The sequence below is a fragment of the Listeria immobilis genome (assembly GCF_014322845.1).
Lineage (GTDB): Bacteria > Bacillota > Bacilli > Lactobacillales > Listeriaceae > Listeria > Listeria immobilis.
The window spans coordinates 62,923-77,188 of record NZ_JAASUA010000003.1 but is presented as its reverse complement, the minus strand read 5'-3'; the positions used below and the strand labels follow the sequence as shown (position 1 = coordinate 77,188).

The 14,266-nt window shown below is 35.6% G+C and carries 17 protein-coding genes; 12 read left to right on the top strand and 5 right to left on the bottom strand.

Going from position 1 to position 14,266, the window contains the following annotated elements; genetic code table 11:
• Nucleotides 1-75: 75 nt before the first annotated feature.
• Nucleotides 76-963 carry a PucR family transcriptional regulator gene (locus HCJ45_RS05170; RefSeq protein WP_185347781.1) on the bottom strand — a complete coding sequence of 296 codons (888 nt, stop codon included), beginning with the start codon at nucleotides 961-963 and terminating at the stop codon, nucleotides 76-78.
• 170 nt (nucleotides 964-1,133) lie between these two features.
• Between HCJ45_RS05170 and HCJ45_RS05165 the strand changes: the two genes are divergently transcribed.
• The 3 genes from HCJ45_RS05165 to HCJ45_RS05155 are packed head-to-tail and all read left to right on the top strand — an operon-like array spanning nucleotide 1,134 to nucleotide 3,436.
• Nucleotides 1,134-1,583, top strand: coding sequence for a MarR family winged helix-turn-helix transcriptional regulator (locus HCJ45_RS05165; protein ID WP_185380380.1), 450 nt, complete (start codon nucleotides 1,134-1,136; stop codon nucleotides 1,581-1,583).
• A complete protein-coding gene (locus HCJ45_RS05160; RefSeq protein WP_187124219.1) occupies nucleotides 1,580-2,932 on the top strand; it encodes an MATE family efflux transporter in 1,353 nt (450 codons plus the stop codon). Before HCJ45_RS05165 ends, HCJ45_RS05160 begins: the two co-directional genes overlap by 4 nt.
• Nucleotides 2,933-2,992: 60 nt before the next feature.
• The gene (locus HCJ45_RS05155) at nucleotides 2,993-3,436 is read left to right on the top strand and encodes a VOC family protein (protein WP_185380379.1); all 444 of its coding nucleotides are present in this window, start codon (nucleotides 2,993-2,995) and stop codon (nucleotides 3,434-3,436) included.
• Nucleotides 3,437-3,616: 180 nt separating this feature from the next.
• On the opposite strand, the gene HCJ45_RS05150 is transcribed toward HCJ45_RS05155, so the two are convergent.
• Genes HCJ45_RS05150 through HCJ45_RS05140 form a run of 3 tightly spaced genes read right to left on the bottom strand, consistent with a single transcriptional unit; the run spans nucleotide 3,617 to nucleotide 5,509 of the window.
• Nucleotides 3,617-4,252: a hypothetical protein gene (locus tag HCJ45_RS05150; protein ID WP_185380378.1), complete on the bottom strand. Its 636-nt coding sequence runs from the start codon at nucleotides 4,250-4,252 to the stop codon at nucleotides 3,617-3,619.
• Nucleotides 4,253-4,275: 23 nt separating this feature from the next.
• Nucleotides 4,276-4,722: a GNAT family N-acetyltransferase gene (locus HCJ45_RS05145; RefSeq protein ID WP_185380377.1), complete on the bottom strand. Its 447-nt coding sequence runs from the start codon at nucleotides 4,720-4,722 to the stop codon at nucleotides 4,276-4,278.
• Between the two features lie 52 nt (nucleotides 4,723-4,774).
• Nucleotides 4,775-5,509 (bottom strand): MerR family transcriptional regulator, encoded by a 735-nt coding sequence (locus HCJ45_RS05140; protein ID WP_185380376.1) that lies wholly within the window; start codon nucleotides 5,507-5,509, stop codon nucleotides 4,775-4,777.
• Between the two features lie 79 nt (nucleotides 5,510-5,588).
• Here HCJ45_RS05140 and HCJ45_RS05135 point away from each other — a divergent pair, with 79 nt between their 5' ends.
• From HCJ45_RS05135 to HCJ45_RS05100, 9 genes are all read left to right on the top strand, one after another.
• Nucleotides 5,589-6,308, top strand: a complete 720-nt coding sequence (locus HCJ45_RS05135) for a glucosamine-6-phosphate deaminase (RefSeq protein WP_185347767.1) — start codon at nucleotides 5,589-5,591, stop codon at nucleotides 6,306-6,308.
• Between the two features lie 270 nt (nucleotides 6,309-6,578).
• Nucleotides 6,579-6,770 carry a hypothetical protein gene (locus HCJ45_RS14945; protein ID WP_246456485.1) on the top strand — a complete coding sequence of 64 codons (192 nt, stop codon included), beginning with the start codon at nucleotides 6,579-6,581 and terminating at the stop codon, nucleotides 6,768-6,770.
• A gap of 161 nt (nucleotides 6,771-6,931) precedes the next feature.
• A complete protein-coding gene (locus HCJ45_RS05125; protein WP_187124218.1) occupies nucleotides 6,932-8,539 on the top strand; it encodes a T7SS effector LXG polymorphic toxin in 1,608 nt (535 codons plus the stop codon).
• 5 nt (nucleotides 8,540-8,544) lie between these two features.
• Nucleotides 8,545-9,300, top strand: coding sequence for a G protein-coupled receptor family protein (locus tag HCJ45_RS05120; RefSeq protein ID WP_185347761.1), 756 nt, complete (start codon nucleotides 8,545-8,547; stop codon nucleotides 9,298-9,300).
• Nucleotides 9,301-9,339: 39 nt separating this feature from the next.
• On the top strand, nucleotides 9,340-10,152 hold the full coding sequence (locus HCJ45_RS05115) for a hypothetical protein (RefSeq protein ID WP_185380375.1): 813 nt from the start codon (nucleotides 9,340-9,342) through the stop codon (nucleotides 10,150-10,152).
• Nucleotides 10,149-10,352: a hypothetical protein gene (locus HCJ45_RS14940; protein WP_246456483.1), complete on the top strand. Its 204-nt coding sequence runs from the start codon at nucleotides 10,149-10,151 to the stop codon at nucleotides 10,350-10,352. The genes HCJ45_RS05115 and HCJ45_RS14940 overlap by 4 nt, the downstream gene beginning before the upstream one ends.
• Before the next feature lie 167 nt (nucleotides 10,353-10,519).
• Entirely contained in the window at nucleotides 10,520-10,972 is a 453-nt protein-coding gene (locus HCJ45_RS14935; protein WP_246456480.1) for a hypothetical protein, read from the top strand.
• Nucleotide 10,973: 1 nt separating this feature from the next.
• On the top strand, nucleotides 10,974-11,732 hold the full coding sequence (locus HCJ45_RS05105) for a hypothetical protein (protein WP_185380374.1): 759 nt from the start codon (nucleotides 10,974-10,976) through the stop codon (nucleotides 11,730-11,732).
• Nucleotides 11,733-11,861: 129 nt separating this feature from the next.
• Nucleotides 11,862-12,641 carry a hypothetical protein gene (locus HCJ45_RS05100; protein WP_185380373.1) on the top strand — a complete coding sequence of 260 codons (780 nt, stop codon included), beginning with the start codon at nucleotides 11,862-11,864 and terminating at the stop codon, nucleotides 12,639-12,641.
• Between the two features lie 35 nt (nucleotides 12,642-12,676).
• Here the strand turns inward: HCJ45_RS05100 and mbcS are convergent, their stop codons facing one another.
• On the bottom strand, nucleotides 12,677-14,254 hold the full coding sequence (gene mbcS, locus HCJ45_RS05095; protein ID WP_185380372.1) for an acyl-CoA synthetase MbcS: 1,578 nt from the start codon (nucleotides 14,252-14,254) through the stop codon (nucleotides 12,677-12,679).
• Between the last annotated feature and the right edge of the window lie 12 nt (nucleotides 14,255-14,266).

Sequence of the window (14,266 nt, the reverse complement as noted above, 5' to 3'; positions counted from 1 at the left end):
ATTTCTCCTTTACTCGTTGATAATTCAAGTCTAGTCCTTGAAGTGCACTTTAAGTCAAGTAGAAAGAAAAAATCGTTAGTCCTGATCACTATTGTTAATGTTGTTTGGAAGTGTTGCCAGATAAGCAAGAAGCAATCCATCCATTTTGCGAAGTGAGAGGTTTGTTTGTTCGTGAAATTTGTCCAACCGATATTGAATGGTATTTCGGTGCATAAAGAGTTCTTTCGCAGTGAGACTAATGTTTCCTTGATTTTTAAATAGCGTATGAATTAGCGGAATCCATGTATCGTCTTGGGTGAGAAAATCTTTAAGCTCATTAGTAAGTAGACTTTCTTTCATTCGAAGCGCAATTACTTTCAAACTTTCCGAAGCGACTGTTTGAACAATTGTCCTATTATCCAAACTAAAAATCGCTCGCTCCTCTGCAAACAAATCACGAAGCCGGATAGTCAGCGGATGAAAAAAACCCATGAAAAAAGTGGATTGCATATAAAAATCGCTTTCAAGTGTACTAGCAACTGCTTCCAATTCTTCCTCACCAATAAGCGAATTAGTAGATTTCTCGATGATAACACCGTAGTGAGCAGAAAACATAATCAATTCAGCTTCCGGGCTAAAGAAACTTAGTAAAGCTTTCTGCCATTCTAGTAACATGCTTTTGGTTGCATCTGTTTTGAGATGAAATTGAGTAATTCGATAGGCATTCTTTTCAGTTGGGATGGTAAGCTCGCTACTCCCAAATAATAAATCAAACCAAAATTGAGTTGCTTTTTTTTGAAAAGTCGGTACTGGTTCGGGAAATAATGTTTTTAGTAGGCTAGCTTCTTCATCTGAAAGGTTACTTTTAGGAATTGTAAAATAATAAGGCTCTTCAAAAAAAGAAAGCACATCAAGACTTGCCTTAATCGGGTTTTTAGAAAAAATTATATTAGGATATCTATTTTTTAATAGTTTCATATGCATGACAGATAGCACCCTTTCTCTTCTCTTTATTTTTACAAAAGTAAGGTAGGAAGTCAAATTATTACCCGGGAAATAAATGGTTGCGCAGTCAACTATATTATTGCTATACTAATAATGGTTGATGCCGCAACTAATTAGGTGGGATGGATTTTTTTAAAGGAGTAGAGGAAATGACGGAAAGACAAGAGCAACTAGCAAAAGCCATTGCGACTATTCATCGTTCGGAGAGTACTTTTAAAAATAAAAAGTTGCTTGAAACGGGTCTTAATATTGGTCAGCTACGGTACTTATGGACGCTTTATAGAGAAGATGGCATTTCTCAAGAATCCATGGCGAAACGTTTTATGGTGGACAAGGCGAATGTGACGAGGCATATCAAACGGTTAGAAGAATTAGAAATGATTCGTCGCGAAATGGATAAGAAAGATAGACGTATTCAACGGATATTTGTGACAGAAAAAGGTGGTCAGATGCGTGCGTTAATTGAAGAAGTGACAAGCAACTGGACAGCGCAATTAACAGCGGGTTTTAGTGAAAAAGAAAAAGACGAGTTAGTGCATTTGTTAGGACGACTATCTGAAAATGCGATGACAGCAGTTGAAGGAGGAGCGATTGAATGAAAGAACAGAGTAAACGATTAGGAGAAGATAGTATTTCATCCCTTATGGCTAGATTGTCGATTCCGGCATTTATTGGTATGTTCGTAATGGGTATGTACAATATTGTTGATACGATTTTTGTGTCATATGGGGTTGGGCCTTCCGGAGTTGCAGCGCTTTCGATTGCTTTTCCTGTACAAATGATACTTATGGCAATGGCGGCAATGTTTGGGATTGGTGGAGCTTCGATTATTTCTCGTTCGCTTGGTGCGGGGGAACAAAAAAACGCCAATAAAGTATTTCATCAAGTTATTTGGTTGGTAGTTATATCTAGTATTCTTATTGCTATTATTACATTTATTTTTTTAGATCCACTTATTACGCTTTTTGGCGCACCAGCTGATATTCATGGCATTGCGAGTGATTTTTTGTCACTTATTTTGCTTGGCGCGGTATTTCAAACCTTTGGAATGGCAATGAATAATATCGTTCGTTCGGAAGGTAATGCCAAAACAGCCATGCTAACAATGATTATTTCAGCTATTTTAAATATGATTTTAAATCCAATTTTTATTATGGGATTTAACATGGGTGTTCGAGGCTCAGCGCTTGCAACGGTGATTGCTCAGGCGGTTGGAGCGATTTGGCTTCTAGTGTATTTTTTATCTGGAAAAAGTACTTTATCATTAAAAGGCTTTACTTTCCGGATGGATTTCCCACTGATTCGTCGGATTATGGCAATTGGGTTCACATCATTTATTATGATGTCCGCTGGTAGTATTGTAACCGTGGCAGTAAACTGGATGCTTAATATTTACGGAGGAACGATGGCTATTGCTGTTTATGGGATTGCTAACCGGATTGCTTCTTTTGTTATTATGCCAATTAATGGTGTAACTCAAGGGATGCAGCCAATTGTTGGGTTTAACTATGGATCTAGACAATTTGAGCGGGTGATGAAAGCTGTAAAAGTTTCGATGTTTGCTGCTACAGTTATGTCGTTAATTGCTTGGGGTTTAGTCGAGATTTTCCCAGGAATGCTAGTTCGAATTTTCTCTGATGATCCGGAACTTATAGCAGAAGGAACGACTGCTGTTCGATTTATGCTATTAGCTGCACCAACAATTGGGTTTCAAATAGTTTGTGGTGGGCTGTATCAAGCGCTTGGGAGAGCACGGATTTCGTTCATTATTTCCTTAATGCGCCAAATTATTTGCTTAGTGCCGCTACTTATTATTTTACCGCAGTTCTTTGGCTTAAATGGAATTTGGTATGCATTCCCACTTGCAGACTTGGGGGCATTTATAGTTTGTGTTATAATTATGAGCAAAACTTGGCGTCGAATTTTCAAAAACCCTGAGCTAGTTTAACCGCAAAGGGCTGAGGTGTTTTCGTTATTTACGCCCAGAAAAAATGAAGGAGTGATTTTGATGGCAGACTTGTATCCATATTTATCTTTTGATAATGCAAAAGAGGCTTTAAGTTATTATGAGGAAGTGTTTGGAGCGACGGATATTATTCGTGTACCTGTCAATGAGGAGCAAAGTGAAATGTTTGGAGTTCCAAAGGACAGCCTTGAAAATACCACAGCTCACGGAGGGTTTACCGTATTAGGGGCTAAACTATTTTGTGCAGATTCATTTGGAAAATCAGTATCAGCAACAAATCAGATTTCTATTATGTTGGAATTAAATAATGAAGACCCAGTGGCAGTAGCTGAGGCGGATGCTTTTTATGAAAGAATAAGCAAATCTGGGAAAGTAAAAATTACCATGCCCTACGCAGAACAGTTCTGGGGCGGGAAAATGGGACATTTCGAAGATGCATACGGAATTTCCTGGATGCTGCATTCTGAACCTTATTCGAAATTATAAAGATGAATTCGCTTAGCATTTTGAAAATATGAATATAAAAAGAGAGCTATATTGGCGTGTAGTGACCCCCAAAAGTTTAACTTTTGGGGGTCAGCCCAGCGCATGCTCTCTTAATTTTTTATAAACCACTAGCTTATGAGTGGTTTTATTTTTTGTGAACAAATGATAAAATGTTTGTTTCTACATTTCTTCGCCCAACAGAGATAAAACTCGATCCATCTCATCAAAGTGGTCCTTGCTACTAGAAGAATAGGTAAAATACCCCCCAGATTCAAACAACATTATACTCGTATCATCATGGTTACCAAAAAACTCAACTCCTTCACAATGCACTCGAAAGCTAACATTTTTATTTGCAAAATTTTCATGAAGGCAATCAACATCTTCTTTTTCCACGCTACGAAATAATTTAGGCGAATAATCAAGTCCAAATATTGCTTGTAGGTAAGCCATTGCTTCAAGAAAATCCATCAATTTCTCACATTCAAGATGCCATTCTTGTTCATTGAAGCTATGGTAAACGGGTGGGTTTGGCTTAGATAAATCATCCTTGAAAATCCCCCAAACACAGGTACGTTGATTTTCTACGTAAATAATCAGATAATCGGAGTGCTTACAATACGGAAAGTCATTAATTCTTGTTAAGCTATCCTGCGTTTGGTTTAGATTTTCCACATTACCAAGTTCCTTGTAATAATCCTCTAAAATCCTTGGCAAGGCACCGAAAATATTCCGGATGGATTCAATTTCCTCACTAGTAAATCCATTTGGTTCCGTGATTTTATACATTTTCTTAATCTTTGGAAAATCTGTCAAAACTAGCCCCCTTGAACCATCTCTTATGATTCAGTCAAATTTTCTTTCGTCATTAAATAATGCTCTCCAATTCCAGGGATGACAAATGATTTACCAACTTTACGATAACCATGTTTTTCATAAAAACCAACTGCGACAATACGTGCGTTACACCAAATAATTTCGGCATTATGGTGCCAAATTTCTGCTTCACCTGCTGCAAGTAACGCTGAGCCTACACCTTTCAAGCGCATACCGCGTTCTGCCGCCACCCCGCGGATTCGGTACTGGGTAGAATTCATAATAATGGCCGATTTCTCTGGATAAAAACTGGCAATTCCAATTAAAACATCATTTTCAAAAGCACCTAAATGAAAAGTGCCTTCTAAATCATCATTCGGATAAATCGCATTACTTTCAGGCTGTTCTGGGCGAAGAACCCGGTGTCTAATATCTTGAGTATCTTTTGCATTGATTTGTTTAATCTCCACCGCACTCACCTCCACTTTATTTCTTTCTATTATAACCATTCTTCAGAAAATGTCACTCAAAATATAAATTCGTTTCATAGGAGTAGCCGTTAACTAGCTTCTTATCAATCAAAGCAACCGTTTCCTGTAGCAAATAGTTTTCGTTGTTAGGCTTCGTTTCCCAGTTTTGTGGCATGCAAAACGGTTGTCGTTCACTTGCTAGCAAATAGCGTTCTCCAGCTGCTTTAACGGAGTGATCTAGCTCAATGAAAAGATATGCTTGCCCATTTAGCATGAGATAGCCTGGAAACTGTGAGTAGCTTTTGGATAGGTTTAGCCGACTTATCAAGGCTTGAACTTCTTGGTGAAATAATGAATCATTCAAAATAGTGGGATGAATAGGTATTTGCAAGGGCTCTGTGAGTATTAGTCTAGCCGTTTTTACGGATTGTGTTTTCTCAGGCGAACGTCTTAATAATCCTTGATAACGATTAATTAGCCATTTTTTTCGAGCAATTCGCGCTTCGTCTTCTTGTAATTTTTGCTGGTATGTAACGAGTAACTCTGGTAAAATTTCCGGAGCATTTTTAGCAAGGTATTGTTTAATTGCATGCAGGGAAAACCCCATATATTGTAGCGCTTGAATAAAATTTAATTGTTCCTCTTGAATTGCTTCATAATAGCGATATCCAGAAGTAGGATCGGTAAATGCTGGAACTAAAAGCCCGATTTTGTCATAATAACGCAGTCGTTGTATGGATAACTGACTTTTCTTTGCCATTTCACCAATGGATAAAAGCGGTTTCATTATTATCATCCTTTCAGCTTGACTCTATAGTAACTATACACTTTATCATAAAGGTAATTCAAAGCGAGAGGTGAAAAAAATGAAAATAATTATCGAAAAAGATTATGAAAATATGAGTAAAACTACAATGCAGCTGCTTTTAGGGAAGATGTATCAAGATAAGGAAGTACATCTGGCCATCACAGCAGGCTCTACGCCAAAACGAATGTACGAAATGCTGGTGAATGAAATGCGTGAGAAGACACCGCTTACGAATGTCTGTTATTATAATTTTGATGAAATTCCAATTGGGGAAGAAAAATTTGGTGTGACAGTTGGTAATTTAAAAGAAATGTATTTTGATCCAGCGGGAATTCCAGAAGAGCAGATTCATGTGCTTGATACGAAAAACTATACCGAGCATGAGGCGCATTTAAAACATGTTGGTGGACTGGATGCGATTTTAATTGGTATTGGCGAAGATGGTCATTTTTGTGGAAATCTTCCAGGTGTCACTAAATTTGGCGATGAAACTAGGCTTGTTTCAGTTGATTCCTTACCAAGTATGTTCGACGTTTTGCTTGATGAGGTTGGTGGCAATCCAGAGAACGTACCGAAAAACTATGTAACAATGGGTCCAAAAAGTGTTATGCATGCGAAAGAAGTTATTATGTTCGCAAATGGAAAGAAAAAAGCAGCTATTATTAAAAAAGCATTGCAAGGTGAAGTTACCGAAAACGTCCCAAGCTCGATTTTCCAATTGCATCCTAATTTTACAGTAGTGTTGGATGAGGAAGCAGCGAGTGAGTTGAATATTTAAAATGCATGGCTAGCAAGCGCTAGCCATGTTTTAGTTTATAAAAATGACAAGCAGCTAATTAGCGAATAGAAGTGAGTATATAATGCATTATTTTTATGTTAAAATAGTTTCATATCTAGCATGAAATCCAGGAAAAAGCTTAACAATCAATTGTTAACAGATTTAGTAGATTTAATAAATTGTGTTCAGGAACAAAGTGAAAAGTTGCCTAAAATCGCCAAAATGATGGACTTACAAGACAGTCAGATTAAATTTTAAGGGATGAAAATAATGAGAGAGAAGACACACGAACAAGAACGGGCAGCTTTTACCCAACAAATTATTCAAAAAGAAAATCAGCTGGATAAGCTGAGAGAAGAAAAACAAAAAGTAGAAAGATTACTTTATCAATTAGAAGAAGATTTTCAAAGAGGCTATCAGAAGTTAAGAATGTTAAATGATGAAAATGTAAAAGAAAGGTAATCAGATTTCTTTCAAATACAACAGAGAACGGATGATCAAGAAAGAAGATTTCGGCAGCGAGTAATGGATGCTAAAGAACAATTTGCCAGTGTCTTTAAAAAAGAAATAATTCAAGCTGATGATGAACGTGAAATATTACACAAGCAAAGAGGTGAAATTCCTTGGGACTGATTTATTCAAGTGAAGATTCAGAGAAATTGATACAAGCTTTATCTAAAAACTTAACAAGTGGAAAAGAAGCGCTTAATAAATTAAAAATCGGAAGCGAAAAGATTATCCAAGCAATAGATGGTCATACACTGTCAGGAACTACTTATACAGCAGGGAAAGGCTTGTTTATGGATCTTATTTTACCGACAATTACAAAGGTAACATCAGCTTGCGACACGCTTAATCAAGAATTACAGAAATATAAGGCGGCTGATTTGGATGTTTCAAGTGAGGGATATTTAGATGAAGATAACTTACAGGAACAAATCGAGACGAAAAGGAATATGAAGGAATCAGTAGAACGCACATCCATGTTTATGAAGGTGATAAAAACAAGTGTAGTCGCTGCTCTATCGGATGCAGCATCGGATCATTGGAGAGAATTAGATCAAATGTCAGATAATCTTCAACAAGATATTGATGAGTTGCAGAAGAAGATAGAAAAATTACGTGAGTTTGATGCAGAAACCAAAGAACTTTTTACTAGTAGCTTAGATGAAATGAAGTTAGCTATGCAGGGGGTTTTAGTTTTAAATGGCACTACTGTAAACGCCGATGGAACATATCAATTGCCTGTAGGTTTGGATAAAAGTTGGTTTACAGAATTAAAAAGTAAAAAACAACAAAAGGAAATGGAAGAGAAGGCAAAGAAAGCAGCAATTAAAGAGATAAATGATTTATATGAGAAAAATCCAATGGCAGCGATTGAGAAAATTAAAAATAATGATCGTTTATTTGGATATGTAATAGGAGCTTTAGATAAATTTCCAGAAGGTATTCAAAATGCGGCACTTGGCATCTTCATTGCGCAAGAGAGCTGGAATAAGTTACCAAAAGATACAGCTGTAAAAGTCCTGAATAGTCCGAAATTTGCTTCTTATATTAGTGAAGCATCGATGGCGACGCAAGCTGTTGTTTATGGCGGACTAATTAAATTAAGCGAAAAGGGTTGGAGCGTACTTGCACCAATTGGATATACAACTAAAATTCTTTCTAAGACTAGTGAAGGGGCTAAACTCATAGCTAGCTCTAAGGTAGGGCTTGATTTGTTTAAAAAATTAAAGCCGGTTTCTGAGTTTGTTAAAACAAACAAGGTGGCTATCGAAGGTATTGGTTATATTGGTGATGGACTTAGCGTAACATCCTATGCTTATGATGAGTATATCAATCCTAAAAGTCCAGCTTATGGTAATGCAAGTAAATCAGTGTATGGAGGACTTAATTTATTTTTATTAAAAGCAGGACCTCTTGAAGGCGCTCAATACGGAGGACTACCAGGTGCGATAACTGGAACTATCAATACGGTGGTTCAAGGGATTGAGTTTCAAACGCCATTTAAATGGTTGGGTAATAACGGGAAGATAGGCTGGGATGGAATAAATGGATTTGGTACAGACAAAGATGCAGAAAAATGGTTAGCTGAACAATATGAATTATATGATCAAAGAGAAAAGAATCTTAATGACGGAAATATCGGCAAAATAAAGGAAGATTGGTTTGGAAAACAAAATGGTCGTGTTGACGTAGAAGATTTCAACAATGGTATCCCGAGGTGGTAAAAATAATGAATAATGTGAGTTATGAGAACGCAAAGCAAAAAATTAATTCTCAGGAAATAGAGCAACTTAATTCAAAAATAGAACATACATCCTCCTACACTGGTAAGATAGTGGGAAGTATATTGTTTGCCCTTCTATTAGGCCTTCCATCAACAAACTATTACGCAATATATTTAATTGGAGCTCTATTTTTTTTAAGCATTTTAGTTGTAAGGTATGTAACTTTTAAGCCCATTTTTAAAATATTAAATTATAACACGGTACTATTTCTAGTATGGCAGACCGCGGCAATATTTTTTATGATTGTTTTTTTAAGAGTAAAGGCAGATACATATCATCTTATTCCTTTACTGTACATCATTTTAAGCTATGGATTCTCATTTTTATTTATACGAGCTCGTACAAATACTTATGTGAAAGAGACATTTGGGGAGATACATAACTCGAAAAAAAGAGTATTTTCAAAGACTATAACTAAGATTTTAAGTATTTTTCTCGCTGTGGTGATTATTTCTATCTTATTTTATCGTGGAAACAAATGGTGGCTAATAAATATGAATACAACATTGGAAACATCGGGCTTTTTACAGTATGCTATTTGGGGTATCGGGCTATTGGTCTTACTTATCGGCTTTACTTTGTTGCCAACCTTATTATTTTCACCTTCACAGTATGTTAAAGGAAGATTGATAAAAAAATACGCTGAAGAATTTCGAAAAGAGTATGGATTTACTGAAAAAGAATGGTATGGAGAAAAGTAAACAACGCTAAATACACATATTCAGACACGGGGGAGATCAATGAGAACATTTTCTAAAATAGTAGAACAAGTTTCATTTGTAGATTCATTAAAAAGCAATTCTTTGCACCATGTCTATGAAACTTTAAATGGTACTGGCAAAGAGTTGTTACCTATGTCACTAAAGATAGTTATATTTGCTGCTATTTCTTGGCTGATATATATATTTTCTGCGAGTAACTGGTATGTGTTTCCTATTGTGGCATCAATTATAGTTGTAGTTATTGGCGTAGGTTACTTTAGAAGCAGTCTTTTTTTCAGGAAAGCTGCATATACAATGGCTGTTTATTTATTTACGCAAACAGCCCTCATTTTTTACATAGCTTCTCTGGAAATATCAGATAGTAATGTTATAAATAGAATAGTTACTTCACTTTATATTTTGTTAATGTATGGACTATCCTTTTATGTCATACAAATCAAACTTATTGAAAATATCCAGACAAAGTATCTGGCAGATGATGGGAAGCAAATAAAGAAAAAAAGAACAATAAAGATAGTAAAGGTATTATCTACTGTGTTAGTGAGTTTTATAGTAGTTGTAATCGTGGGAATGCAAGTTTATAGGGTTAATAAGTGGTGGATTGATGGGGCAAATTATGAGTTTCTTTCGGGTTTTAATGGAACCCTTATAGGAACAGTATTATCAGCTGTTTTTATATTTATTGGTATTACAGCTTTAATACTAATCACGCTACTTCCTACCCTCCTTTTAAATGCATCTGTTGTGGTGGATGGATATATTTATAAAAAATACGCAGAAAACTATAGAGTGGAATATGAATTTACGGAAGAGGAATGGTACGGGAAATGAAGAAAGATTTTTTATCATCCATTTCCTTTGAAGAAGCAAATAATAGTCTCAAAATGAAAGACATTTACCAGGTTATGAAAAATGATAAAAAGCAAAACTTTTCAATTGAAATGAAGAAAATTATTATTCTGATACTAGGACTAGCTTTTCCAGTTTTAATGGTATTTAGTTTCGCTTTGGCTCTTACAAAAAAAGTTTAATTATTTCTAATAGTATTGTGATTGTAGCGGAATTACTTATTATTATTGAGATGTGTTATCAGTTTTTTAGAGCATATCCTCCTTTTTTAAAAAATTATGGATATGTAACTTATTGCTATTCAATAGCTAAACTAGCATATATATCCTATTTTGCGGTGGGGCTTGGAATGACAAGAGGCAGCTATATCATAAACTTTTTTGTGTTTTTAATTGCTATACTAGTCTTTTTATATCTTTATCATAAAGTTGAAAAAAATATGATTTTAGAAGAAATTAATAAAACGTTTAATCAAGATTATAAAATTTCGAAAGTGTTAACTATTATGTTAAGATTTTCTGGGCTCTCTGTTGTGGTTGCTTTAGTAGTTATGCAATTTTATAGACTGAATAAATCCTGGATTATAAATTTAAGGGGAGTAAGTGGAGAGATTTCTAGTAATATTACAGATGATGTGATAGGTATTGTTTTTGGTATCCCATTATTATTGATAATCACCTTAATCCCCACTTTCTTACTGTTTAAACCGAATCTTTTTGTTCGGGGAGAAGTGGTTAAGAAACATGCAGAAGAATTTCGAAAGGCAACCAATTCTACTGAAAAAGAATGGTATGGGGCATAAAATGAAATTAACAAATATTTTATTCAACAAAAAGATAAAAGAAAGTGTAGAGAAAATTGATTTTAATAAAGCAAGCCAGATAATTACCTATACAAAGATAAATAAGCTTATGAACCAAAAATTATTGTTTACGAGATATAGTATTTTCACAGTGATAATCATCATTGAAATATTACTGGCAAGCACTTTATCTGGCTGGGTATTTAGTAGTCCTATTTTTGCATTAATGGAATGGTTAGTTATTTTATTGACGATTATCTATTTTTTTAAGATAATTTCGAAATGCTTCTCTGAGAACTATTTGACCAGATTTTATTCTTGTTGTTCGATTATTTTTAGCATAGTATCATGTATCTTCTCGCTTGGATTATGGTTTGTACTAGCAGCATTTTCGAGCGGGATAAAGGAAGAATACTTAGCCCAAATCCTACTGCAAACCATTATTACGGTAGTTTTTGCAATTTTAGTCGGGTATGCAATTTACAAATATTTACAGTATTTAGCAATAAAGGAGTTAGCTGATTTTGATAAAACTCTAAAAGTTCCTCTATGGGGAAGAATTGTTGATAAATCAGTAATTTATGGAATAGTTATTGTGATAGGTGGTATGCAAGTATATCGAATGAATAAGTTTTGGTTGTTAAATGACTCTTCGTGGGTTTCGACATTGCTAGTTCCTATCGCTCAGACAGTTTTGGGAGCGATTATCTTTATTCTTTTGATAGCCCTCCCGGTACGTTTTTTTACCCGGAATTCGTGAAAAGCTATTTGCTTCAAAAATACACAGAAGAATTCCGCAAAGAAAATGGTATGACGGAAAAAGAGTGGTATACTGAGTAACTATTTAAAGAGAATCGGAACACTACTTCTGTAGAAATGGAGCTTTCAAATGAAAACCATAATGAGTAAAATCTCTTTTGAAGAAGCTAAACAATTAGTAGATACAAAAGAAAGCATCACTTCAAGAGGTATACAACTATTTATGCTTGGATTGTTTTGTGGTTTTATGGCTGTACTACCTTTGAAGAATTCTATCATTATAACAAGCATTTTAATTCTAATGATTTTAATAAGCTTTATTTATTATTTTACAGTGAAATCTAGCGATAAACTTTTGGAAGACTTTGGATGGCAGATGGCAAAATATTTAATGATTCAAACTATTACCGTGAGCATACTTTTAGGAATAAGAGTTGATGGTGATAAGCCTTTTGGGGAGTATTATATTTTAGTGGCGCTGTGTTATTTGTTTGTGGTTGCTTTGCTTTGCTATTTCCGATGTAAAGCGATGATGCTAAATTATTTGAAAAAAAATGGCATAAAATTAAAAGAATCCTCAGTAACTAAGGTATGGAGTAAATTTTTTTTAAAGCTTTCGATTGGTTTATTAGTGGCTATTGTCTTGGGGACACAAATATACAGGCTAAATAAATGGTGGTTCATTGGAAATGACAGCTCGCCGGGAGTAGTATCTATTCAAAATGAATGGCTGGGAACTTTAATAGTTTTAGTTGGTGGGGTTTTACTAATAGCATTTGTGGTTGTTTTTTCGTTGTTGCCAACTTTATTATTTAATGCAAAAACAATTTCAGAAGGTATTTTGTTAAAAATGTATGCAGAAGAATTCCATAAAGAAAATGGCTTTACTGAAAAAAAGCATAGTGAATAAAAAAAGTTCTCATTTGAGAACTTTTTTCAATCACATTATTTATGCACACTCGCAAATTCAGCATCACGTAATTCCACACGACGAATTTTTCCAGAATCGGTTTTTGGCAGAGTCTTTACAAACTCGATACGGCGCGGATATTTATATGGTGCAGTTTGTTCTTTCGTAAATGTTTGCAGCTCGTGAACTAGGTCGTCTGTGTCTTCGTAACCATCTTTTAAGACGATGAAAGCTTTTACGACGGTGCCGCGGATTTCGTCAGGGCTTGCGACAACAGCTACTTCTTTTACAGCAGGGTGATGAGTCAAGGCATCTTCCACTTCAAAAGGTCCAATCGTGTAACCAGAGCTAATGATAATATCGTCGTTTCTACCTTGGAACCAGTAATAGTTATCTTCGTCACGAATCGCACGGTCACCAGAAACAAAATAATCACCACGAATTGCTTTTTGAAGACGTTCAGGTTCTTTATAGTATTCTTTAAACAATGCTGGGAAATCTCTACGCATTGCAATATCACCGATCTCACCAACACCGACCGGATTTCCATCAGCATCAATAATCGCCATAAATTCAGGCATAATTGGTTTGCCCATTGAACCGGGGCGAATTGGCGTATCTACAAGCGTTCCAATCAATAGCGTGCTCTCAGTTTGACCATAGCCATCCCGAACTTTAATATCAAAATTATTTTGGAAAACTTGAATTACTTCTCGGTTTAGTGGCTCACCAGCTGAAACGGCGCTCCGCAATGAACTTAAATCATGTTCGCGCAAATTATTCACTTTCGCCATTAAGCGATATTCGGTTGGCGTACAGCATAGGACGTTAATTTTCTCTTCGCTAAGCAAGTTAAGTTGTTTTTCAGGGATAAAACGACCATTATAAACGAAGCCAGTCGCGCCTTTTCCGAGTACAGATAAGAAAGGAGACCAAACCCATTTTTGCCAGCCAGGACCAGCAGTAGCCCAGACAATATCATCTTCATGAATGTCTAACCAGTGATCGGCTGCGATACGAATATGTGCGTAACCCCAACCATGAATATGCACAACGCCTTTAGGATTACCAGTAGTTCCGCTAGTAAAAGCAAGCAAACATGCATCATCACGAGAAGTTTCCACTCGTTCGAAATCGCTTGAAGCAGTTTCCATCAATGTTTCATAGTGGTCCCAACCGGGCAATTTTCCACCAACAATAATTTTTTTAGAGACAGAAGGAGTGTCGTTAATTTTATCAAATTCAGCCGTCATTCCATTATAGGAAACAATCGCTTTTACGTTTGCGTGGCGAATACGATACTCCAAGTCATGGGCTTTAAGTAACTCAGAAGCAGGGATGATAATTGCACCAGCTTTCCATAAGCCCATATAAATTGCATACGTTTCAAGCAGACGAGGAGTCATGACGATAACGTGATCGCCTTTTTTTACGCCAGCATTTTTTACAACATTTGCGAATTTACTTGCTTGTTCAAGCAAATGACGGTAACTCCAAGTTTTTGTTTCATCATGTTCATTTTTCCAAATTAAAGCCGTTTTTTCAGAACTAAATTTAGCAATCTCGTCGGTAATATTATAAAGTTCTGGAGCAAGTAGGTTCTCTGAATTCATAATAATTCTCCT

Excerpts from the sequence above, each read along its gene's own strand:
- HCJ45_RS14940 (WP_246456483.1), top strand. The coding sequence starts at position 10,149 with ATGAAGAAAGATTTTTTATCATCCATTTCCTTTGAAGAAGCAAATAAT.
- HCJ45_RS05135 (WP_185347767.1), top strand. The coding sequence starts at position 5,589 with ATGAAAATAATTATCGAAAAAGATTATGAAAATATGAGTAAAACTACA.
- HCJ45_RS05160 (WP_187124219.1), top strand. The coding sequence starts at position 1,580 with ATGAAAGAACAGAGTAAACGATTAGGAGAAGATAGTATTTCATCCCTT.
- HCJ45_RS05165 (WP_185380380.1), top strand. The coding sequence starts at position 1,134 with ATGACGGAAAGACAAGAGCAACTAGCAAAAGCCATTGCGACTATTCAT.
- HCJ45_RS05120 (WP_185347761.1), top strand. The coding sequence starts at position 8,545 with ATGAATAATGTGAGTTATGAGAACGCAAAGCAAAAAATTAATTCTCAG.
- HCJ45_RS05105 (WP_185380374.1), top strand. The coding sequence starts at position 10,974 with ATGAAATTAACAAATATTTTATTCAACAAAAAGATAAAAGAAAGTGTA.
- HCJ45_RS05155 (WP_185380379.1), top strand. The coding sequence starts at position 2,993 with ATGGCAGACTTGTATCCATATTTATCTTTTGATAATGCAAAAGAGGCT.
- HCJ45_RS05140 (WP_185380376.1), bottom strand. The coding sequence starts at position 5,509 with ATGAAACCGCTTTTATCCATTGGTGAAATGGCAAAGAAAAGTCAGTTA.
- HCJ45_RS05100 (WP_185380373.1), top strand. The coding sequence starts at position 11,862 with ATGAAAACCATAATGAGTAAAATCTCTTTTGAAGAAGCTAAACAATTA.
- HCJ45_RS05170 (WP_185347781.1), bottom strand. The coding sequence starts at position 963 with ATGCATATGAAACTATTAAAAAATAGATATCCTAATATAATTTTTTCT.
- HCJ45_RS14945 (WP_246456485.1), top strand. The coding sequence starts at position 6,579 with ATGAGAGAGAAGACACACGAACAAGAACGGGCAGCTTTTACCCAACAA.
- mbcS (WP_185380372.1), bottom strand. The coding sequence starts at position 14,254 with ATGAATTCAGAGAACCTACTTGCTCCAGAACTTTATAATATTACCGAC.
- HCJ45_RS14935 (WP_246456480.1), top strand. The coding sequence starts at position 10,520 with ATGACAAGAGGCAGCTATATCATAAACTTTTTTGTGTTTTTAATTGCT.
- HCJ45_RS05115 (WP_185380375.1), top strand. The coding sequence starts at position 9,340 with ATGAGAACATTTTCTAAAATAGTAGAACAAGTTTCATTTGTAGATTCA.